Origin of the sequence: Pseudacidobacterium ailaaui (genome assembly GCF_000688455.1) — a bacterium.
In the GTDB taxonomy this organism is placed as follows: Bacteria; Acidobacteriota; Terriglobia; order Terriglobales; family Acidobacteriaceae; genus Pseudacidobacterium; species Pseudacidobacterium ailaaui.
The window spans coordinates 1,232,412-1,251,065 of sequence record NZ_JIAL01000001.1; the positions used below are offsets into that span (position 1 = coordinate 1,232,412).

General features: G+C 57.0%; 13 protein-coding genes. 8 read left to right on the top strand and 5 right to left on the bottom strand.

The window, feature by feature from the left end:
- Window positions 1-21 precede the first annotated feature (21 nt).
- The 3 genes from N655_RS17480 to N655_RS0105470 all read left to right on the top strand — a co-directional run bounded on the left by N655_RS17480 (window position 22) and on the right by N655_RS0105470 (window position 5,444).
- Window positions 22-2,133 carry a prolyl oligopeptidase family serine peptidase gene (locus N655_RS17480; RefSeq protein WP_049961269.1) on the top strand — a complete coding sequence of 704 codons (2,112 nt, stop codon included), beginning with the start codon at window positions 22-24 and terminating at the stop codon, window positions 2,131-2,133.
- Between the two features lie 36 nt (window positions 2,134-2,169).
- Window positions 2,170-3,393 (top strand): PepSY-associated TM helix domain-containing protein, encoded by a 1,224-nt coding sequence (locus N655_RS0105465; protein ID WP_238324822.1) that lies wholly within the window; start codon window positions 2,170-2,172, stop codon window positions 3,391-3,393.
- Window positions 3,394-3,473: 80 nt separating this feature from the next.
- Window positions 3,474-5,444: a S9 family peptidase gene (locus N655_RS0105470; protein ID WP_162173499.1), complete on the top strand. Its 1,971-nt coding sequence runs from the start codon at window positions 3,474-3,476 to the stop codon at window positions 5,442-5,444.
- 28 nt (window positions 5,445-5,472) lie between these two features.
- Here N655_RS0105470 and bglX read toward each other — a convergent pair whose 3' ends face one another.
- From bglX to uxaC, 4 genes are all read right to left on the bottom strand, one after another.
- Complete coding sequence (bglX, locus tag N655_RS0105475; protein WP_238324516.1) at window positions 5,473-7,788, bottom strand: beta-glucosidase BglX; 2,316 nt, start codon at window positions 7,786-7,788, stop codon at window positions 5,473-5,475.
- Between the two features lie 88 nt (window positions 7,789-7,876).
- Complete coding sequence (locus N655_RS0105480; RefSeq protein WP_026442178.1) at window positions 7,877-8,170, bottom strand: hypothetical protein; 294 nt, start codon at window positions 8,168-8,170, stop codon at window positions 7,877-7,879.
- A 65-nt stretch (window positions 8,171-8,235) separates the two neighbouring features.
- On the bottom strand, window positions 8,236-9,552 hold the full coding sequence (locus N655_RS0105485) for an MFS transporter (RefSeq protein WP_044935294.1): 1,317 nt from the start codon (window positions 9,550-9,552) through the stop codon (window positions 8,236-8,238).
- A gap of 69 nt (window positions 9,553-9,621) precedes the next feature.
- Complete coding sequence (gene uxaC, locus N655_RS0105490) at window positions 9,622-11,016, bottom strand: glucuronate isomerase (RefSeq protein WP_044934039.1); 1,395 nt, start codon at window positions 11,014-11,016, stop codon at window positions 9,622-9,624.
- Between the two features lie 138 nt (window positions 11,017-11,154).
- On the opposite strand from uxaC, the gene N655_RS17485 reads away from it, so the two are divergent.
- Both N655_RS17485 and N655_RS19710 read left to right on the top strand, forming a co-directional pair.
- On the top strand, window positions 11,155-11,910 hold the full coding sequence (locus N655_RS17485) for a FadR/GntR family transcriptional regulator (protein WP_044934040.1): 756 nt from the start codon (window positions 11,155-11,157) through the stop codon (window positions 11,908-11,910).
- A complete protein-coding gene (locus N655_RS19710) occupies window positions 11,840-13,228 on the top strand; it encodes a flavin monoamine oxidase family protein (protein ID WP_081823591.1) in 1,389 nt (462 codons plus the stop codon). Before N655_RS17485 ends, N655_RS19710 begins: the two co-directional genes overlap by 71 nt.
- On the opposite strand, the gene N655_RS0105505 is transcribed toward N655_RS19710, so the two are convergent.
- Window positions 13,225-14,277, bottom strand: coding sequence for a YncE family protein (locus N655_RS0105505; protein ID WP_026442181.1), 1,053 nt, complete (start codon window positions 14,275-14,277; stop codon window positions 13,225-13,227). The two genes, N655_RS19710 and N655_RS0105505, sit on opposite strands and share 4 nt — an antisense overlap.
- A 152-nt stretch (window positions 14,278-14,429) precedes the next feature.
- Between N655_RS0105505 and N655_RS0105510 the strand changes: the two genes are divergently transcribed.
- Genes N655_RS0105510 through N655_RS0105520 form a run of 3 tightly spaced genes read left to right on the top strand, consistent with a single transcriptional unit; the run spans window position 14,430 to window position 18,528 of the window.
- Entirely contained in the window at window positions 14,430-15,620 is a 1,191-nt protein-coding gene (locus tag N655_RS0105510; RefSeq protein ID WP_026442182.1) for a glycoside hydrolase family 27 protein, read from the top strand.
- Between the two features lie 7 nt (window positions 15,621-15,627).
- Complete coding sequence (locus N655_RS0105515) at window positions 15,628-16,899, top strand: MFS transporter (RefSeq protein WP_026442183.1); 1,272 nt, start codon at window positions 15,628-15,630, stop codon at window positions 16,897-16,899.
- A 48-nt stretch (window positions 16,900-16,947) separates the two neighbouring features.
- The gene (locus N655_RS0105520) at window positions 16,948-18,528 is read left to right on the top strand and encodes a VWA domain-containing protein (protein ID WP_026442184.1); all 1,581 of its coding nucleotides are present in this window, start codon (window positions 16,948-16,950) and stop codon (window positions 18,526-18,528) included.
- Window positions 18,529-18,654: the final 126 nt, after the last annotated feature.

Below are 18,654 nucleotides of genomic sequence, written 5' to 3' on the forward strand. Positions count from 1 at the left end.
TCCATAAAAGGGTGACGGGCCATGCGCAGTCTTTTTGACCAATGGAAAGACCTTCTTCTCCACACCTGCTTTTCTCTCCTGTGGCCAGGTGTGCTTTTTGCACAGCAGGCTACACTTCCTGCACCTCCGCCTACGGCATCCATTCCTGTTACCGAGACGATCCACGGCATCACTGTTCGTGATCCATATCAGTGGCTGGAAGACAAAGACAGCCCTCAGACCCGGGCGTGGATCCGGGCACAACAGACGTATACAAAATCACTGCTGGGCAGGCGCCCAGAGCTGGATGATTTGCGGAAAGAAGTCCGGGCACTTACAGACATCGAGCAAGCACAACGTGTGCTCTATCGAAACGGCAAGTACTTCATCCTGAAGAAAATCCCCGGACAGGAACATGCAGCATTGTATGTAAGGCAAGGGGAATCCGGTACGGAGAAACTTCTGATCGACCCGGCGAAAATCAGCGGCGATTCTACGGCCACGGTGGAACTGCTGAATGTGTCAGAAGATGCACAGCTGGTGGTCTATGGCATACGAAGAGGGGGACGGGACCAGCTAAGCATTCATTTTTATGACGCCGCCGCAGGGAAAGAGCTGCCAGATGTACTACCGGAAGCGCGTTACATATACTGGTCGCTGCCCATGACTCCTGATGGGCGCTCTGTCTATTACGTAAAATTTGAGGACCAGGGACCGCGCCTGTATGAACACCATCTGGGTACAGAGGCACATCAGGACCCGCTGATTTTCGGACAGAGCATCGGCCCGCAGATGATCCTTGCTCCTTCGCTTTCTCAGGACGGGAGTCTGCTCCTGATTCATGTGCTGCATGGCGCTTCCGGAGCAACAGACATTTATTTCAAAGACCTGCGCAAAGGAACCGGCATCGCACCCCTGATCAAAGATGTTCCAGCGACATTTACCGCAGATGCTGCCGAGGGAAAGATTTTTATTCAGACCAACTGGAATGCGCCAAATGGACGCATGATGGAAACGGACGTAGACCATCCGGATCCGGCACATTGGCGCACGATCGTACCGGAAACCGGCTCCGTGATTGAAATGTTCCGCCTAAGCGGCCATAAGCTTCTACTGAACTACATCAGCAATGCGCATTCGGAACTCCGCCTGTTGGATGAGAACGGCAAGGGGGAGGGGAGCATTCCGTTGCCCGGTATCGGATCGGTTGAGCATATTGACAGCGAATGGAACTCGCCCGTCGTCTGCTTTTCCTACTCTTCTTTTGAGACTCCTACCTCATTCTTCTCGTATTCTGTTTCCTTAAAGAAGACGAGCACGATCTCTGCTCCGCCAACGCCGGTCGGATTGAAAGACGTTGTTGTGGAACAGGTCTGGTATCCCTCCAAAGACGGCACGCGCGTGCCGATGTTCCTTGCCTACAAGAAAGGCATGGTGAAAGACGGCAATCGTGCAGTTCTTCTTTATGGATACGGCGGCTTCAACTGGGCCCAACTTCCGACCTTTTCGCCAGAGACAGGCGTGTGGCTCGAAATGGGCGGTATTTATGCCGTGGCCAACATTCGCGGCGGAAATGAACTGGGAGAGGCCTGGCACAAGGCCGGAGAGCTCGATAAGAAGCAAAACTCCTTTGATGACTTCCTTGCGGCGGGACAATGGCTGATTCGCCAGGGATACACAAATCCTCATCGTCTTGCCATTCAAGGAATGAGCAATGGCGGCCTGCTGGTGACTGCCTGCATTACGCAGCGTCCGGATCTGTTTGCCGCAGCCATAGCGCGCTATCCCCTGATTGACATGGTGCGCTACGAGCGGTTCTCCATCGCACGCTGGTGGACCACAGAATATGGTTCCGACAGCGACCCACGGTACTTCCGCATTCTGTATGCTTATTCTCCATACCATCATGTGCGGCAAGGAACTTCGTATCCGGCCGTCCTGCTGATTTCCGGAGACGGAGACACGCGAGTGGACCCTTCCCATGCAAGAAAAATGACGGCCATGCTGCAAAATGCCACCAGCTCAGGACGACCGGTCTTGCTTTTGTATGACTCGACTTCAGGCCACTCCGGCACTCTTTCCACTGACGCAGAGGTGGAACAGACATCGGATGAACTTGCATTTCTATTCTGGCAATTGAACTTTTTGCATTGATCCGGGCATAAGGAACTCACAGGCGTGGCACAGGCAGTGGAAAAAGGAAACAGACAGTTGGAGCCAAGCGGACGGGTCCGGACATTTTGGCAGCACCCCAGAAAAACCTGGATTCGAAGCGCATGTTTACAGGTCCATCTCTGGAGTGGAATCAGCATTGGCATCCTTGCAACACTGGTCGGTGTCAGCGGAAGCGCCATTGTGTATAAGGACTCCCTGGACAGGGTCATCACTCCTGGACTGTTTGCGACCTTACCAGGCACTGCCCGGCTCACTGTGGATCAGCTGCTGGACCGTGTACGGGAAGCCCATCCGGACTCAGCCATCAGCTATCTTCTGGTCCAGCATGGGCCGAACGACTCGCATCCTGCGCCCTGGGTATTTTATTTCTCGCCGTCAAGGAGCAAGCCGGCGGAACTGACTCTGGCCTATTTTGATCCCTCCACCGGAAAGGAACTTGGCACAATCGGGGAGTCATCGGGATGGATGAACTGGCTGGCGGACCTCCATTTCAACCTGCTGGGCGGCCAGAAAGGAAGGACCATCAACGGGATCGGCGCCCTGTTTCTGTTTTTGCTTTGCATGACAGGTCTTGTCCTATGGTGGCCCGGGCGCAGCCGCCTTCGCAACGGATTCAAGATCCAGTGGCATGCGCGATGGCCGCGCCTGAACTGGGACCTGCACAGTGTTGTCGGCTTCTGGTCCAGTATCCCTCTGGCCATTGAGGCGTTAACCGGCGCCTATTATTGCTTTTTCGTACCGATGGCTACGGCCCTGGTCTTTCTGCTAGGCGGTAACGTTCATCGCTGGCAGGAAATGTCTGTTCCGCCTCGCTCCACCGTGGTCCCATTGCGCAGACCGGTGGCCATGGAACCACTCGTCCAGGAGGCTTTGCGGCGGCATCCCGACTGTTCGCTGCGCGGGCTTGCGCTGCCAGTGTCTCCAACAGATCCGGTCTCGGTACAACTCGACCCACCCCATGCGGAAGACCGCGGGGCCTATGCGCAAGTAGTGTTTGACACCTACAGCGGCAAGGTAATCAGCGATATTGACTCCCGCCAGCAATCGCTTGCGATTCGACTCGTGCTGTTCATCCGTCCGCTGCACTTCGGGACCTTTGCTGGAAACTGGTCTCGGATTGCATGGATCCTTGCCGGATTCATGCCCGGCTTTCTTTTCTTTACCGGCTTCATCCTCTGGTGGCGGCGCGTCCCGGCCCGTCTTTTACACCAGAAGAAAGCCCAGACCTTTGCATCATGAGAGGAACCTTCCAAATGAAATCCGCCCTCTTGCTTCTTGTTTTTTCCTCTTTGTCTTTGGCCTCAGCCCAGCAGAACAAAATGGTTGATCCTGCAGACATTGCCAATCTGAAGCAGGTTTCTTCTCCACAAATTTCCCCCGACGGAACCCTGGTGGCCTATGTTGTCCAGACTCCGGTAGCAGCTGGCGAGCACCGAAATGCGCACATCTGGATCGCATCCGCAAAAGAAATCGGCACCGCGCGTCCCTTTGTTACTAGCACTGCCGCGGACACAGACCCAAGGTGGTCTCCAGATGGCAAATTTTTGGCCTTTCTCTCCGACCGCGCCAATCCGCTCGCCATGCCACAGCACGATCCATTTCGCTTTTCGATGGCAAACGTAGAAGGCAGGACTGATCTGGAAATTGAACCTGACAAGAATGCTGATCCTGGGATGCAGTTGTGGCTGATCTCCGTGGATGGAGGAGAAGCCGTGCCGCTGACTTATATCAACGGTGGAATCAAGAGCTTCCGCTGGTCCCGGGATGGAAAGTCCATTGCTTTTGTCCGCACCGACCAGGAGACTGCCCAGGAGCGGGCACGTAGGAAACAAAAAAATGATGAGATCATTGTCAATCGCAATTACAAATATGACCGGCTCTGGATCTACAATCTGGCGCAACGCCAGGCAAAACTACTGACCACGACGGACATCAACATCGATGCTTTTGACTGGTCGCCGGACGGAACACGGCTGGTGGCCCGTGTTTCTCCCACGCCAAGGATTGATGATTATTGGCGCGTCTCGAAAATTGAGGTCCTCAATGCATCAAACGGGACCATAGAAAAAACGCTCGAAGAACATGCCGGATACATGGAACCGCGATGGTCACCCGACGGGCAGCGCGTCGCATACTCAAGAATGCGCGAAAAAAGGATTACCGATGAGCATGTAATCGAAGACCTGAACAGTGGAAAAAAGTTTGTTGTCGAAGATGCATTTCCCGGTACGGTGGAACAGATGGAATGGCACCCGGATGGAAAATCGCTGCTGGCGCAGACGACGCTGCAGGCCCATACTGCGGTCATTTCTGTAGAGGCTGCGTCCGGAAAATCCCAGATCCTCAAAGAGGTGACACCATCCGCTGGCGAGATCACCGTCAGCGACGATGGCAGAACATTTGCCTTCCTCGGTCAGACCCCGGTGCAGCCTGAAGAGGTATGGATCGATGCCGCTGGACATGTTTCGGTGCTTACCGATACAAACCCGCAGGTCAGAAACTGGAAGCTGGGCACAGAACAGGAGATCACCTGGAAGAGTTCGATCGATGGACGCACCATTCATGGAGTCCTAGACCTGCCTCCGGGTTACGAGGCAGGCAGACGGTATAAAACCATTGTTCATGTGCACGGCGGTCCGGAAGAAGCCTGGACCATCGGATGGCATGGGAACTGGTACAACTACGCGGCCATGCTTGCGTCGCATGGGTATGTCGTCCTGCTTCCAGACCCCCGCGGGTCCGATGGTGCCGGCCCCACATATACTGAGGCCAACTTTCAGGACTGGGGCGGTGGCGATTTTCAGGACATTATGGACGGAGTCGATACTCTCATTGCAAAGGGCATTGCTGACCCTGGTCACATGGCCATCGGCGGCTGGAGTTTTGGGGGATTCATGACCGCCTGGACGGTAACGCACACCAACCGGTTTCAAGCTGCAATGGTAGGCGCCGGTGTAACGGACCTTTTCAGCATGGCAACAACCACGGACATTGCGCCCAGCTTTTCTACCGGCTACTTTGGCGAATTGCAGGCCAATCGCAAGCTCTATGATGAGCACTCGCCGGTGCGTTATCTGGACCAGTGCCACACCCCGGTCCTGGTGCTCCATGGGGAAGCAGACCAGCGCGTGCCCATCTCGCAGGGAGAGGAATTCTACAATGGCCTGCGTTTTCTTGGCCGCGACGCAGAAATGGTGCGCTATCCGCGTGAGCCGCACATCTTTCATGAACGCGAGCACCAGATTGACTCGCTGTCGCGCATCCTGGAATGGTATGGCTCTCACTTGTGAGTGCCATACCATGGGTGCCGTCCAGAGATTATTGCGTCGTTTGAAATGTCTGATGCAGGGTAGCAGTAGAGTCCTCGCCTGCCCATAGATCAAACTCAGCAGGTTCTACGACCCACTCTCTCTTCTGCGGACTCCAGAACTCAAGCTCATTCTTCCCCAACGGAAATGTGAGCGTCTTGGTTTCTCCCGGCTGAAGAGTAACGCGCTGAAATCCCACCAGCTGGCGCACTGGACGAGATGCCGAGCCATAACGTTGATGGATGTAGATCTGCGCCACTGCATCACCGGCAACGGCGCCAGTGTTGGTCACATCTACGCTGACCTCATTCGTGTCTCCCACTCCCATCGTGGTTTTCCTCAGATGCAGGTTGGCAAACCGAAATGTTGTGTAGCTTAAGCCAAAGCCGAAGGGATAGAGCGGTTTTGAGTTGATGTCCCAATAGCGGGAGGTAAAATCAGGACGGTCTTCCGGCTCATGCGTCAGATTGTGATTGTAATAGAGCGGCTCAGAGCCTGCAGTGCGCGGCCAGCTAATCGGCAATTTGCCCCCCGGATTCACATCTCCAAACAGCACATCCGCCACGGCATTCCCGCCCTCTGTTCCCGGATACCAGGCCTCTAGGATCGCACCCACGTGTTCCGAGGCCCAGCGGATGTCCAGCGGCCGGCCATTTTCTAGCACCAGGACCACAGGCTTCCCTGTCGCCGCCACAGCTTCCAGCATCTGCTGCTGAATCCCGGGCAGGTCCAGGGTGGCCCGGGAGGCCGCCTCGCCGCTCATGTTCGCGGTCTCGCCCATGACGGCAATGACAATATCCGCATTGGAAGCTGCCATCCTGGCTTTCGCAATCCATTGCTCGATTTCCTGAGGTGTGGGAGGCGGAGTGGGTTTGTGTCCTGCCAACCGGTCGAGCAGGCCGGGATAGATTCGCGCAGGCTCTGGGCCAGAAACAAGCGTAACCTGGGCATCTTTGGCGAGCTTGTTGCGGATGCCCGCATATACCGTGACCGGGTGACTCTTGCTGCCGTTCCCGAAAAGTCCTTCCACGGTCCAGCCACCTTCAATATCATGCGTCGAATCGGCCAGAGGGCCGATGACCGCCACTCTTTTTAGCTGCCTGGAAAGAGGCAGGATATGGTCTTCATTCCGCAGCAGGACCATGGACCTTGCAGCCAGTCTGCGCTCCAGCTCCAGACCCTCCGGACGGCTCAGTACCGCATCAACACGCGATTCATCCACGTAGGGATGATCAAACAACCCCAGATCATACTTCGCCTCCAGAATGGGAAGTACCATCGAATCCAGATACTGCTCGCTCACCTTTCCTTCCCGTACCAGAGCGGCAAGATTGCGCGTATAGGTCTGGCTTGCCATGTCCATGTTCACACCTGCCGTGATACCTTTGTAGGCCGCGTCTTCAGCGTCCCTGGCATAGCCATGCGTCTGAAGGCTGGCCACAGCAAATGCATCAGAGACCACAAATCCCTCAAAGCCCCAATCCTTTCGCAGAACATCGGTAAGCAGCCAATGGTTGCCGCTGGCCGGAACATCGTTCAGGTCCATATATGCGCTCATAAAGCTGCCCGCACCGGCCTCTTCCGCAGCATGAAAGGGACGCAGATACACATTCTGCATCAACTCTTCGGGAATATAGGATGAGTCGTAGTCCCGTCCGCCATCGGCCGCTCCATAACCTGCAAAATGCTTCACACAGGCCAACACACTCTGCGGACTGAGCCGTTCTCCTTGGAATCCAAGGACCTGGGCACGGGCCATTGCAGAACCAAGATAAGGGTCTTCTCCTGCGCCTTCCACAATGCGGCCCCAACGGGCATCGCGAGCGATGTCTACCATCGGGGTAAAGGTCCATTCGATCCCTGCCGCGCGTGCATCCTGGGCTGCATAATGTTGTGCCTGCTCTTCGACTTCAGGGTCCCAAGAGGAGGCCATGGCCAGCGGTACCGGAAAGACTGTGCGGTAACCATGGATAACATCGAACCCAAACAGGATCGGAATATGCAGCCGCGATTTTTCTACGGCCAGGTGCTGAAGCCGGTTGATCTCCTTTACGTCGGTCAACCAAAGTATTGAACCCACCCTCCCCTGTACGATCAGGTCGTCCGGTTTGTCATTGGCGAGCCCCGGGATCACAATCCCTGCCGATTGATTGAGCTGACCCACTTTCTCGTCCAGGGTCATCTGCTTCAGCAGATCTTCGGCCTTTTGCCTGGCCTCGGCGCTGAAAGGACCTGCCTGTGCATCTGCCCCCAGCGGAAAGGCCGCGCTTCCGGTAAACGTTGCCATCAGTCCCAGGAAAATCATCCATCGCTTGCTTTTTTTCACCACTGGTCTCTGCTCCTCACTCAAAAAATGTTTCTTCAAAATTCAGGTCTGGCCGCAACAACCGGTCCGCAAACCTTTTTACTCCTGCCTATTGAATCGTGACAATCACCCGCTGATATCGCGTCAGCGGTGGCGTGCCATCGTCAGTTGCTTCTATAAGGACATGAATGGTCTGGCCAGGCTGCGCGTCCTCTGGCACGCGAAAAGTTGTTACTAAGGACGCGGGATGGGAAAGAACAATGTCTCCCGGATAAGTGCCGGCATCGTTGGATTGCCACCATTGCACGCGCACGACATTATGGTCCGGGTCAGAGACCTGGGCCGCGAGCCTGACTGTGCTTCCAGGGTGCGCTTCGATTGCCTGTGGCCCTTCTATCTTCATAACCGGAGGATGATTGGCTGCGCGGAAGATTCTGGTTTGCCGATGCAGGTTTCGCTGGCCGTCCCTTACGCCGTCACTTCTACTTTTTGCAGCCCGGGGGCCAGCATACGCAGGACCAGCAGGCCAATCAGGTAGGCACTGGCCGCAATCCCAAACAAGGAAGCGTAGCTGTGTGTAATCTGCAGGATCCATCCAGCGCTCAGTGAAAACAGCACCCCACCCACCGATCCGGCCATCCCGCCGATGCCAACCACAGCGCCAACTGCGGTTTTGGGGAACATGTCCGAGGCAGTCGTGAACAGATTCGCTGACCAGCCCTGATGTGCAGCCGCAGCAAGGCTCAGCAGGCCCACGGCCACCCACTCAGAATGTGTAGCGCTGGCAAAGAAGATCGGCGTTACGGCGATGGCACACAAAAGCATGGCCGTCAGGCGGGCCCGGACCATGTCCATGCCGGTCCGGTTGATCCAGGCAGGCAGCCATCCTCCACCGATGCTTCCAACAGCAGATGCGTTATAGACCAGAATCAGCGGCAAGCCGAGATGCGACAGTCCGAGGTGAAAGCGGGAGTCAAAAAATTTGGGCAGCCAGTACAGGTAGAACCACCAGATGGGATCGGTCAAAAATTTGGCCAGGGAAAAGGCCCACGTCTGGCGGTAAACTACCAGCTTCTTCCAGGGGATATTCACAGCAGGCTGGGGCGGGTCCCGGTGAATGAGATCCAATTCCTTACGGCTGACCTTGGGATGCTCCCCTGGTTTGCGATAGTGGGTCAGCCACCAGAGGATCCAGGTCGCGCTGAAGATGCCGGTAATCAGAAACGAAACCCTCCAGCCAAACCGGATCGTCACCCAGGGCACGATGGCCGGGGCAAGGATGGCCCCGACATTCGCACCAGAATTAAAGATGCCCGTGGCCAGCGAGCGCTCACTTTGCGGAAACCATTCTGCCGTGGTTTTGATGGCTGCTGGAAAATTACCGGATTCCCCCAGTCCCAGAAAAAACCTTGCCACCCCGAAGCCAAAAGCGGAACGCACCAGGGAATGGCACATGGCTGAAATGCTCCATATGCCCATGACAGCGGCATAACCAATGCGTGTACCGAACCTGTCCACCATTCGGCCGGCAAAGACCAGCCCTACAGCATATGCAAATTGAAATGCGCTGACGATATAGCCGTACTGGGCCTCGGTCCAGCCAATGTTGTGCTGCAAAACCGGAGCAAGGATCCCCAGCACCTGCCGGTCCATATAGTTAATGGAGGTGGCGCAGAAAAGCAGCGCACAGACTGTCCATCGGACATGGCTGACAGGCGGACGCGAAGCCTCGGGCGGCACACTGGAGACGGCCTCAGCCGCTGGGGATTTGTCAGAAAAAGTCATGAAGTTGGAATCTTTCCCGTTATATCTGTGCGCCGCGACAATGGGCAAGGTGTCCCGCTGGCTTTGTCTCTACAAGCGGTATGCCTTGCGCACCAGATTTACCGTTAAGTCCTGTGCCAGGTCAAAGGCTTCGTCCTCATCCAGGCGGTGCTCGGCGACCAGCCGCGCCAGAAAAGCACAATCCATCCGGCGGGCCACATCATGCCGTGAGGGGATGGAAAGAAAGGCCCGTGTGTCATCGTTGAATCCAACGGTGTTATAAAAGCCTGCCGTTTCTGTCGCCAACTCGCGGAAGCGCAGCATCCCTTCCGGGCTGTCAAAGAACCACCAGGGCGGTCCCAGTTTCAGGCAGGGATAATGACCGGCCAGAGGCGCCAGCTCGCGCCCGTATGTAGATTCATCCAGCGTAAACAGGATGATCGTCAAAGAAGGCTCGTTCCCGAACAGGTCCAGCAAAGGCTTCAGAGCATGAACGTAGTCCGTGGCCATGGGAATGTCCGCCCCCGCATCCCGTCCGAACTCCTGGTAAATCCGCTGGTTGTGGTTGCGGAAGGCCCCAGGGTGGATCTGCATCACCAGACCATCGTCCACGCTCATGCGGGCCATCTCCGTCAGCATCTGCGCACGAAAGGTTTCCTGCTGCTCCGTGCTAGATTGGCCGGAGAGCACCACATCAAAGAGGGCCTCGGCCTCGGCCGCGCTCAGGTTGGCTGTGTTGGCCGTCGGATGCCCGTGGTCCGTCGCCGTGCAGCCCAATTGTTTGAAGCGTTCGCGGGACTTGCGCAACGCATTCAGATATCCACTCCACTTTGATGTGTCCTCACCGGTCAGCTCACCCAGCTTCGCAATATTTTCGCGGAAGCCGGAAAAGGCCGGGTCGACCACCGGATCGGGCCGAAACGTTGGTATGATGCGCCCCTGCCAGTGGGATTCGCGGATGGCCCGATGGTGCTCAAGCGTGTCCAGAGGCGAATCGGTTGTCGCCAGCACCTCGATCCGGAAACGCTCGTAAAGCGCGCGAGGCAAAAACTCAGGCGTCTGCAGCTTTTCTGCAATCACATCGTAGTAGTGATCGGCATTTTCTGCACAAAGTCGCTCTTGCAGTCCGAACAGCATTTCAAATTCATAGTCAAGCCAAAGGCGCGTCGGGGTCCCGCGAAAGAGATGATAATGTGCAGCAAAGATGCGCCAGATTTTGCGCGGATCCGGGGGATTGGCCTGCCGGATCCCCAGTTCATGCATGGAAATCCCCTGGCTATAGAGCATCCGATAAACGTAATGGTCTGGCAGAATGAAAAGCCGTGCCGGGTCAGGAAACGGCTCGTTCTTAGCAAACCATGCGGCATCCGTATGTCCGTGCGGGCTCAGAATGGGCAGGTCGCGGATAGCAGCATACAGGCGGCGCGCAATCTTTCGCGTCTCAGGGTCGGCGGGAAAAAGTCGGTCTTCGTGCAGAATCGGCATAGCCTGGGCCTCGTTGGAGCAGTGGTCTAACCACTCCAAGGTAGTCCATCAGCGCATCAATTTTCAAATCTGAGGACAAAGTACTGCGCCAGGACCACCCAGACAATGCTAATCTCTCTGGCAAGACGCAATATGGCAATGAGTGAACCCAATCAGAACCACGAGACCCATCTGACCATGCAGGTGGTCAACCATATCCGCAAGCTTATTGAGCACGGCACCCTGCGGCCGGGCGACAAAATTCCGCCCGAACGCGAATTTGCGCAGAAGCTCAAAATCAGCCGCGCCAGCCTGCGCGCCGGTATCGGTCATCTGGCCGCAATGGGGGTGCTGAATGTCCGGCACGGCGTAGGCACCTTTGTTGCAGATGGACCTCCGGCCCTGGGAGGCGTGTCCCTGGAGCTGCTGAGCGCCCTGCATGGCTTCACGAATGCACAGATGTTTGAGGCGCGCCGGGTCCTTGAAAGCCATCTGGCCGCGCTGGCTGCCGAACGTGGGCGCGAAGAACACTTTACCCGCCTGGCCGAGGAAGTCACGGAAATGTATGCGACCTTCCATGAGCCCCAGGAATACCTGATCCACGACATGCGCTTTCACCGCACCATTGCCGAAGCATCGGGCAACCCCATCCTGGCCGTTCTCATGGAAACCATTACGGCTGCTCTTTATGATGAGCGCCGCAAGACCGTCGAGCGTTCGCGTGACCTGAAGCAGTCCGCAGAGATGCACCGTGAGCTATATCGTGCCATCCGTTCCCGAAATGCGAAGGAGGCACGCGAAATCATGGAACGCCACCTGAGAATGGCTGAATCTGCGCAGGTCAATGAACAGGCCCTGGCCCGCGAAGAAAGGCGTCCGGCCACGAAAAAGAAGAGCGCACGGGCAGGCTCATGACAATCAAATCTTTCAAGAAGCTTCTGCCATCCAATCTTTCATGAAATATGATGTGCTCGTCATTGGTGCTGGCATCTCTGGCCTCGCCGCCGCGCAAAGCATTGCCGCGCAGGGCCGAAAGGTTGCTGTTCTGGAAGCACGTTCCCGGCCCGGCGGACGCATTTTTTCCGCTTTTCCACCCCATTCGGACTTACCCGTCGAACTGGGAGCAGAATTCATCCACGGCCGATCTGCCGAGCTATGGCAGCTCCTGACCTTAGCCGGTCTCCGCCCCTTTGAGCTGGGCGGCAGCGTTCTTTGCTTTGACCAAGAGGGCCTGCACGAGTGTGAGGAGGAAGCGGGCGGCTTCGAAATCATGCGGACGCTGCCCCAGGAGGGCCCTGACCAGAGCTTTACTGCATGGGCCCGGCAGCAAAATCTTCCAGCCGCTACAGTTCAGTCGGCCCTTGCTTATGTTGAAGGTTTTAATGCGGCCGACGCCGAGAGGATTGGCATTCGCGCCCTGGCCCGGCAGCAGGCGGCCGAAGACGCCATCGAGGGCTGGCGCGCATTCCGGGTCCGGCAGGGATACAGCGCACTGCCTGCATTTCTTGAAAACCAACTGCGCTGCGCTGGCGGCGAACTTTTCTTTTCTACGCCGGTACGTTCCGTCCGCTGGCAGCGCGGCCGTGTCCATGTATTTGCAATGCTGGAAGAACAGGAACAGGTCTTTGAAGCGCGCCAGTGCATCCTCACACTGCCGCTCGGCGTATTGCAGTCAGAAAGCGTCTCTTTTGATCCCGCTCCATTGCCGGCCTTGCAAGCGGCTTCCCAGATGGTCATGGGCAGCGCCACACGCATCACATTTCTCTTTCGGGAGCGCTTCTGGGAGTCCGATTGTCCGGACGCGCACTTTCTGTTTTCGCAATCGGATCTTCTTCGCGTCTGGTGGACCCCCTCGCCGGACCCGGCGCCCATGCTGACTGGCTGGATCGGAGGTCCACGGGCACTTGATGCCTCGCTCTTCTCGCCTCAGAAGCTTGTCGGGCGCGGTCTAACAACGCTTGCACGAATCTTTTCGCGCCCGGAACATCAGCTCCGCGAACTGCTGATAAGCTGGCACACGCACAACTGGCAGCAGGACCCCTACAGTCTGGGGGCGTATAGTTATGCGCCGGTAGGCGCAGCGGACGCGTCGGAAAAGATGAGCATCCCGATAGAAGAAACACTGTATTTTGCCGGTGAGCACACCGATACGACAGGAAACTGGGGCACCGTGCACGGGGCGCTTGTCTCCGGACTGCGTGCTGCGCGCCAGGTTACGGCCTGTGGACCCTAGCGCCGTACCGCCCAGGCCAGCCCGTCCGGCTCATGCCCGGCTGCAATGCGTCCGATAACGCGGAGTGTCTTTGTATCAATCACCGCTACAGAATCATCAGGCGAGCAGGAAACAAAGATACGCGCTCCATCTGGCTGCACAAGAATGCCTTCGGAAGCATGCCCTACCGGGACCTGCCTGATCTTCCTCCGGGAGGCCGCATCAAACACGGTGAGATAGGGGTTGCGCAGGCTGGAAAGCAAAACCAGCCGTCCGTCCGGGGTGAACTTGACGCGATTGATGCCGGGAATCCCTGCCGGAATGGTCTCTACGACTTTCTTCGCTGCGAGGTCCACAATGGACACCGTCCCATCCAGCCCGTTGCCGATCCACGCTTCCTTTCCATCCGGCGACACCGCAAAGCCTTCGGGCCCCTTGCCCACGGATACCACGGTTTGGTTCCAGTCTACCGGCGGACCGTGGGGCTGCACATAATTCGGACGGTCGGTCTGCGCTCCGGGTACAGGCCCCTGCGGCTGCACCGTGACTTTGTCTAGAATGCTGACCGTACCCGAGTTTACGTTGGTCGTCATGATGCGCGAGGCACCGGGAAAGACATCAATCATGTGCGTGCGGTTCTGTCCCAGACCCAGGACCCAATCTACCTGATGGCTCTCTGGATCGTATCGGGCGATTGCCTTTGCCACCTCGGCCGTAAACCACAGCTTGCCCTCGGCAAATGCCAGTCCATGCGGCCCGCGGAGTGGTCCCACATCCACCGTACGCTGGACTTTCTGCGCAACCAGGTCCACTACCGTGATCGTGTGATACGCCCCATACCCATAATTGGAAACAAAGGCAAACCTGCCGTCCGCAGAGGCAACCACCTCATGCGGATCATCGCCGGCCGGGACCTTGGCAACAGCCTTCAGACTTACCGGGTCCACAATGGTCAGAGTGCGGTCTACTTTGGACAAGACCAACAGTGACTCCTGCGGCGTGGCCTGCGCAAACAACGCCGGCCCCCCTGTCAGGACAAAACCCAGTATGGCGCAAAACAGAGTCTTCATAGCTGTAGGACATTTATAACAAGCCTGCGGGCCGGAGGGAAAAGGCCCCAAAGCAAAGCACAGACAGGCCGGACAAGCTGGGCAAATGTTTACGTTTACATATCGTCACTCAGCGAATATCTTGCTGTGTGTAAGGAGAATCCAGGAAAACCATGTTCAAAAGCAGGACCCTTTCTCTCGTTTGCGGAGCAGGTTTGCTCGTCGCCTCTCTGGTTGTACAGGCACAATCTTCTCAACTCGCCGCGACTCCACCCATGGGCTGGAATAGCTGGAACCATTTCGCTGAGAGGGTCACTGATGCGGACGTACGCGCTGCGGCCGACGCCTTGGTATCCAGCGGAATGCGCGATGCGGGCTACATTTACGTAAACATTGATGACACCTGGGAGGGCACGCGTGATGCCAGCGGCGTGATCCATCCCAACAGCAAGTTCCCGGACATGAAGGCCCTGGCGGACTACGTGCATTCCAAGGGCCTGAAACTGGGAATTTATTCCTCACCCGGGCCCAAAACCTGCGCCGGCTATGAAGGCAGCTACGGCCATGAAGAGCAGGACGCAAAAACCTACGCCGCCTGGGGCATTGATTATCTGAAATACGATTTGTGCAGCTTCATCGGAATCATGAAAGAAAAGACCGGTGACGAGCACAGCCAGCAGGCCTTTGCCATGCAGAAGGCCGCCTACGAAAAGATGCATCAAGCACTGCTGGCCACCGGCCGCCCCATCGTCTTCAGCATGTGCCAGTATGGCTGGAATGATGTTTGGAAGTGGGGCCCGGAAGTGGGTGGCAACCTGTGGCGCACAACAGGCGACATCACTGACCGCTATAGCCGCATGGCTGAGATTGGCTTCTCGCAGGCTGGGCTTTCCCGCTACGCAGGCCCCGGACACTGGAATGATCCTGATATGCTCGAAGTCGGCAACGGCGGCATGAAAACAGAAGAGTACCGCACGCATATGTCGCTTTGGGCCATTCTGGCCGCGCCCCTGCTGGCTGGAAACGACCTGAGCAAAATGTCAAAGGAAACGCTGGATCTGCTCACCAACCGTGAAGTCATTGCCGTGGACCAGGACAGGCTAGGCAAACAGGGTGACCGTGTCTGGGCAGAAGGACCAGAGGAGATCTGGGCCAAGCCGCTTTCAGGCGGAGCAAAAGCGGTGGGCCTGTTCAATCGCGCAGATTCGCCACGGACCATAACGCTGCAACTGAAAGACCTCGGATTTGCCTCCAGTGCAAAGCTGCGCGACCTGTGGAAGCACGAAGATGTGGAGGCCAAAAACGGAAGCTATTCTGTCCAGGTGCCCGCGCATGGTGTGGTCCTGCTGAAGGTCCGTCCATAATCAGAAGATGAGCGAGACCCGGCAGCTCTCGGCGAGGACGCTCTCACGCGTCTCTCGCCGCCTGATGCCCTTTCTTTTTGCCCTGTATGTCTTTGCCTATCTGGACCGCGTGAATGTCGGCTATGCGGCGCTTTTTATCCGGCAGGACCTTGGCTTCAGTGACACCGTCTACGGCACGGGTGCGGGCCTTTTCTTTTTCAGCTACGCGCTGTTTGAAATACCCAGCAACCTGGTCCTGCTACGGATCGGCCCACGCCGCTGGATTGGCTTTCTGATGGTGGTCTGGGGCACGATCTCCGCCTGCATGCCTCTGGTACGCACACCCGCCGGGTTCTACACTCTGCGGTTTCTTCTTGGCGCAGCTGAGGCAGGATTTTTTCCCGGAGTCATTCTGTATCTCACCCGCTGGTTTCCACAGCAGCAGCGGGCCCGGGCCGTTGCGCTCTTTATGGCGGCCACGGCCATGGCCGGCGTCATCGGTGCGCCCTTGTCGAACCTGCTTTTGCGGCTGGATGGCACCGCAGGAGTGGCGGGATGGAAGTGGCTCTTCGCAGGAGAAGGGCTGCCCTCGGTCCTGCTGGGCGCACTTGTCTTTTTCGTGCTGACGGATTCACCTGCACAGGCTTCCTGGCTCCAAATTGAGGAGCGGCTTTGGCTCACTGAGACCCTTGCCGCAGAGCAGGCCGCCATTTCTGCTCCAGACTCGGTCCATCTGCGGGCCGTGTGGCGAAACACGGTATTGTGGCGACTGGCCTTTATCTATTTTGCTATTTCCGCGGCCCTCTACAGCCTGGGCCTATGGCTTCCGGTTGTGCTCAAACAGCTCTCTCATGCTTCTAATTCTCGCGTCATCTTACTGACTGCGGTCCCCTATCTGCTGGCTGCCATGGCCATGCTGCTGATTGCCCGGTCCTCAGACCGCAGCCAGGAGCGCCGGGGGCATCTGATGGCTTCCCTGCTGGTCGCAGCGGCGGGATTCGGGCTGAGCGTTGTGCTGCGCGATCCCCGTTTGGCCATCTGCTCCCTGTTTCTTGCCATTACCGGCATCTGGGGGTGCTTTGGTCCCTTCTGGGCATTGCCGACCGCCATGCTGCGCGGAACGGCGGCCGCAGGCGGCATTGCCATCATCAATTCCACGGGTGCGCTCGGCGGATTCTTTGGGCCTTATCTGATGGGTCGTGTCAGCGATGCCACCCATAGCTTTCATGCCGCCCTGGCCATCGCGGCCCTCCTGCTGCTGGCCGCCGCCATGGTTTGTGCGCGGCTCCGCAGCCGTTGACCAACTTGCTCCTATGGCCCATTCCCAGTAGTGTGTTGTGCAGCAGCTATGCTCTTCCGCAACGCAGCGCCGGCATCCGCCCTGGTTCTGGTACTTCTGGTCCCTCTTGCCTCACCCTCACAGCAAAAGCCTGAGCAAACCCCCTATACCTTCCAGACCAATACCAGGGTCGTTCTGACGGACGTTACCGTTACGGACGCAAAAGACAATCCGGTGAAAGGGCTGCCGGAATCCGTCTTTCATATTTTTGACAATCACCAGCCTCAGACCATTCTTTCTTTTGAGGAACATTCCGATACCCCTCCCCTATCGGCCCTGCCCTCTGGCCGCCCTGGAGTCTACACGAATGACTACCTGCTCCATCTGCCCCCTGCAGTCAATGTCCTGTTGATTGATATCGCCAATCTGGAGATACCAGAGCAGATGTATCTCAACGATCAGTTGACAAAATTTCTGCACGAAGAAAAGGACCTGCCTCCATTGGCCCTTTACCTGCGCGCCGGATCTGGATGCTTTCTTGTGCAGAACTTTACCACCGACCGCAAGCTTCTCCTGGAAGCCCTGCACAAGGCCATTCCCCGTTTTCCTCCGCCGGGCCGGGAGTATTTGAGTGAATTTGATACCCTCCACCAGATCGCACTGTCTCTACTTCAGGTCCCAGGCAGAAAAAACATTCTCTGGTTTTCAGGAGGGTCCACTCTCTATCTGTTTCCCGATTTTCTGGCAAACACCCTTACGGCACAGGACGCGGAGGCCTGGCGCGCACTCTACGATGAGCTCGACGAAGAAAGGATCGCTGTCTTTCCCATTGATGCGCGCGGCCTCATGGTTGGGGGCGGGTTTCCGGGAAGCAACCCAGTCATCAGCCAGCATCTGGCCATGGAGCAGACCGCCAAAGCCACCGGCGGAGAGGCCTATTTCAACAGTAACGGACTAAAAGAGATCGCAGCGCATTTGCTGGAAACAGACAGCAACTATTACACCCTGACCTATTCACCGCACGAACTGCACTTCGACAACCGGTGGCACAATGTGCGCGTAAGTGTGAGCACTGGGGCCTACCATCTGGGCTACCGCAGCGGCTATTTTGCCGATGGCAGCCTTCCCGCCACGCCGGAGACCACCTCCTCAACCCGTACACGTCTTCTGGCCAACGGAGAAAAGCTCGAAGTCCCGCAGTTTGATAACCAACCCATTCTTTTTCAGGCCGCCGTTCTGCCGGCATCCGACCCCGCCATTGCCAGTTGGACCAAGGCCTCTGTGACCTTGCCTGCGTTGCCGGAAAAAAAGCACACCGTGCCCTTCATGGTCCGGTACACTGTGCCCGCCAATGCCTTTACGGCAAGAAGGGAGAACGGCAAATACAGCATCGTCTTCGGCGTGGTCGTACTGGCGATGAATGGCAATGGCACGTTGACCGAGCGCAGCGCACAGCAGATTACTCTTACCATCAACCATGACCCGAAGGGGCTTCCTCCCAGTATCTCGATCACACTCGACAAGCCCGTCAACCTTTCCAGAGAGGACCAGTTTTTGACCCTCGGCATCTGGGACATGACCAGCAGCCGGTTTGGCACGCTCCAGGTGCCCCTGGAAAAATCCCGCTACAAAAGTACGGGAAACAACTAAACCCCATTCTTCACTTCGCCGTATTTTCGTCCCGCTCTTGCAGCACAACAGGACGCGCTCGCCAACTCTGTCACCCGGGGGTTAAGATGAGATTCGCTTCCACAAATTGCTCCTGAGGACGAAGAC

Bases quoted from the DNA above. Each gene is read 5' to 3' on its own strand.
- N655_RS17480 (WP_049961269.1), top strand. From the start codon at position 22: ATGCGCAGTCTTTTTGACCAATGGAAAGACCTTCTTCTCCACACCTGC.
- N655_RS0105470 (WP_162173499.1), top strand. From the start codon at position 3,474: ATGGTTGATCCTGCAGACATTGCCAATCTGAAGCAGGTTTCTTCTCCA.
- N655_RS0105480 (WP_026442178.1), bottom strand. From the start codon at position 8,170: ATGAAGATAGAAGGGCCACAGGCAATCGAAGCGCACCCTGGAAGCACA.
- N655_RS0105485 (WP_044935294.1), bottom strand. From the start codon at position 9,552: ATGACTTTTTCTGACAAATCCCCAGCGGCTGAGGCCGTCTCCAGTGTG.
- uxaC (WP_044934039.1), bottom strand. From the start codon at position 11,016: ATGCCGATTCTGCACGAAGACCGACTTTTTCCCGCCGACCCTGAGACG.
- N655_RS17485 (WP_044934040.1), top strand. From the start codon at position 11,155: ATGAGTGAACCCAATCAGAACCACGAGACCCATCTGACCATGCAGGTG.
- N655_RS19710 (WP_081823591.1), top strand. From the start codon at position 11,840: ATGAACAGGCCCTGGCCCGCGAAGAAAGGCGTCCGGCCACGAAAAAGA.
- N655_RS0105505 (WP_026442181.1), bottom strand. From the start codon at position 14,277: ATGAAGACTCTGTTTTGCGCCATACTGGGTTTTGTCCTGACAGGGGGG.
- N655_RS0105510 (WP_026442182.1), top strand. From the start codon at position 14,430: ATGTTCAAAAGCAGGACCCTTTCTCTCGTTTGCGGAGCAGGTTTGCTC.
- N655_RS0105515 (WP_026442183.1), top strand. From the start codon at position 15,628: ATGAGCGAGACCCGGCAGCTCTCGGCGAGGACGCTCTCACGCGTCTCT.
- N655_RS0105520 (WP_026442184.1), top strand. From the start codon at position 16,948: ATGCTCTTCCGCAACGCAGCGCCGGCATCCGCCCTGGTTCTGGTACTT.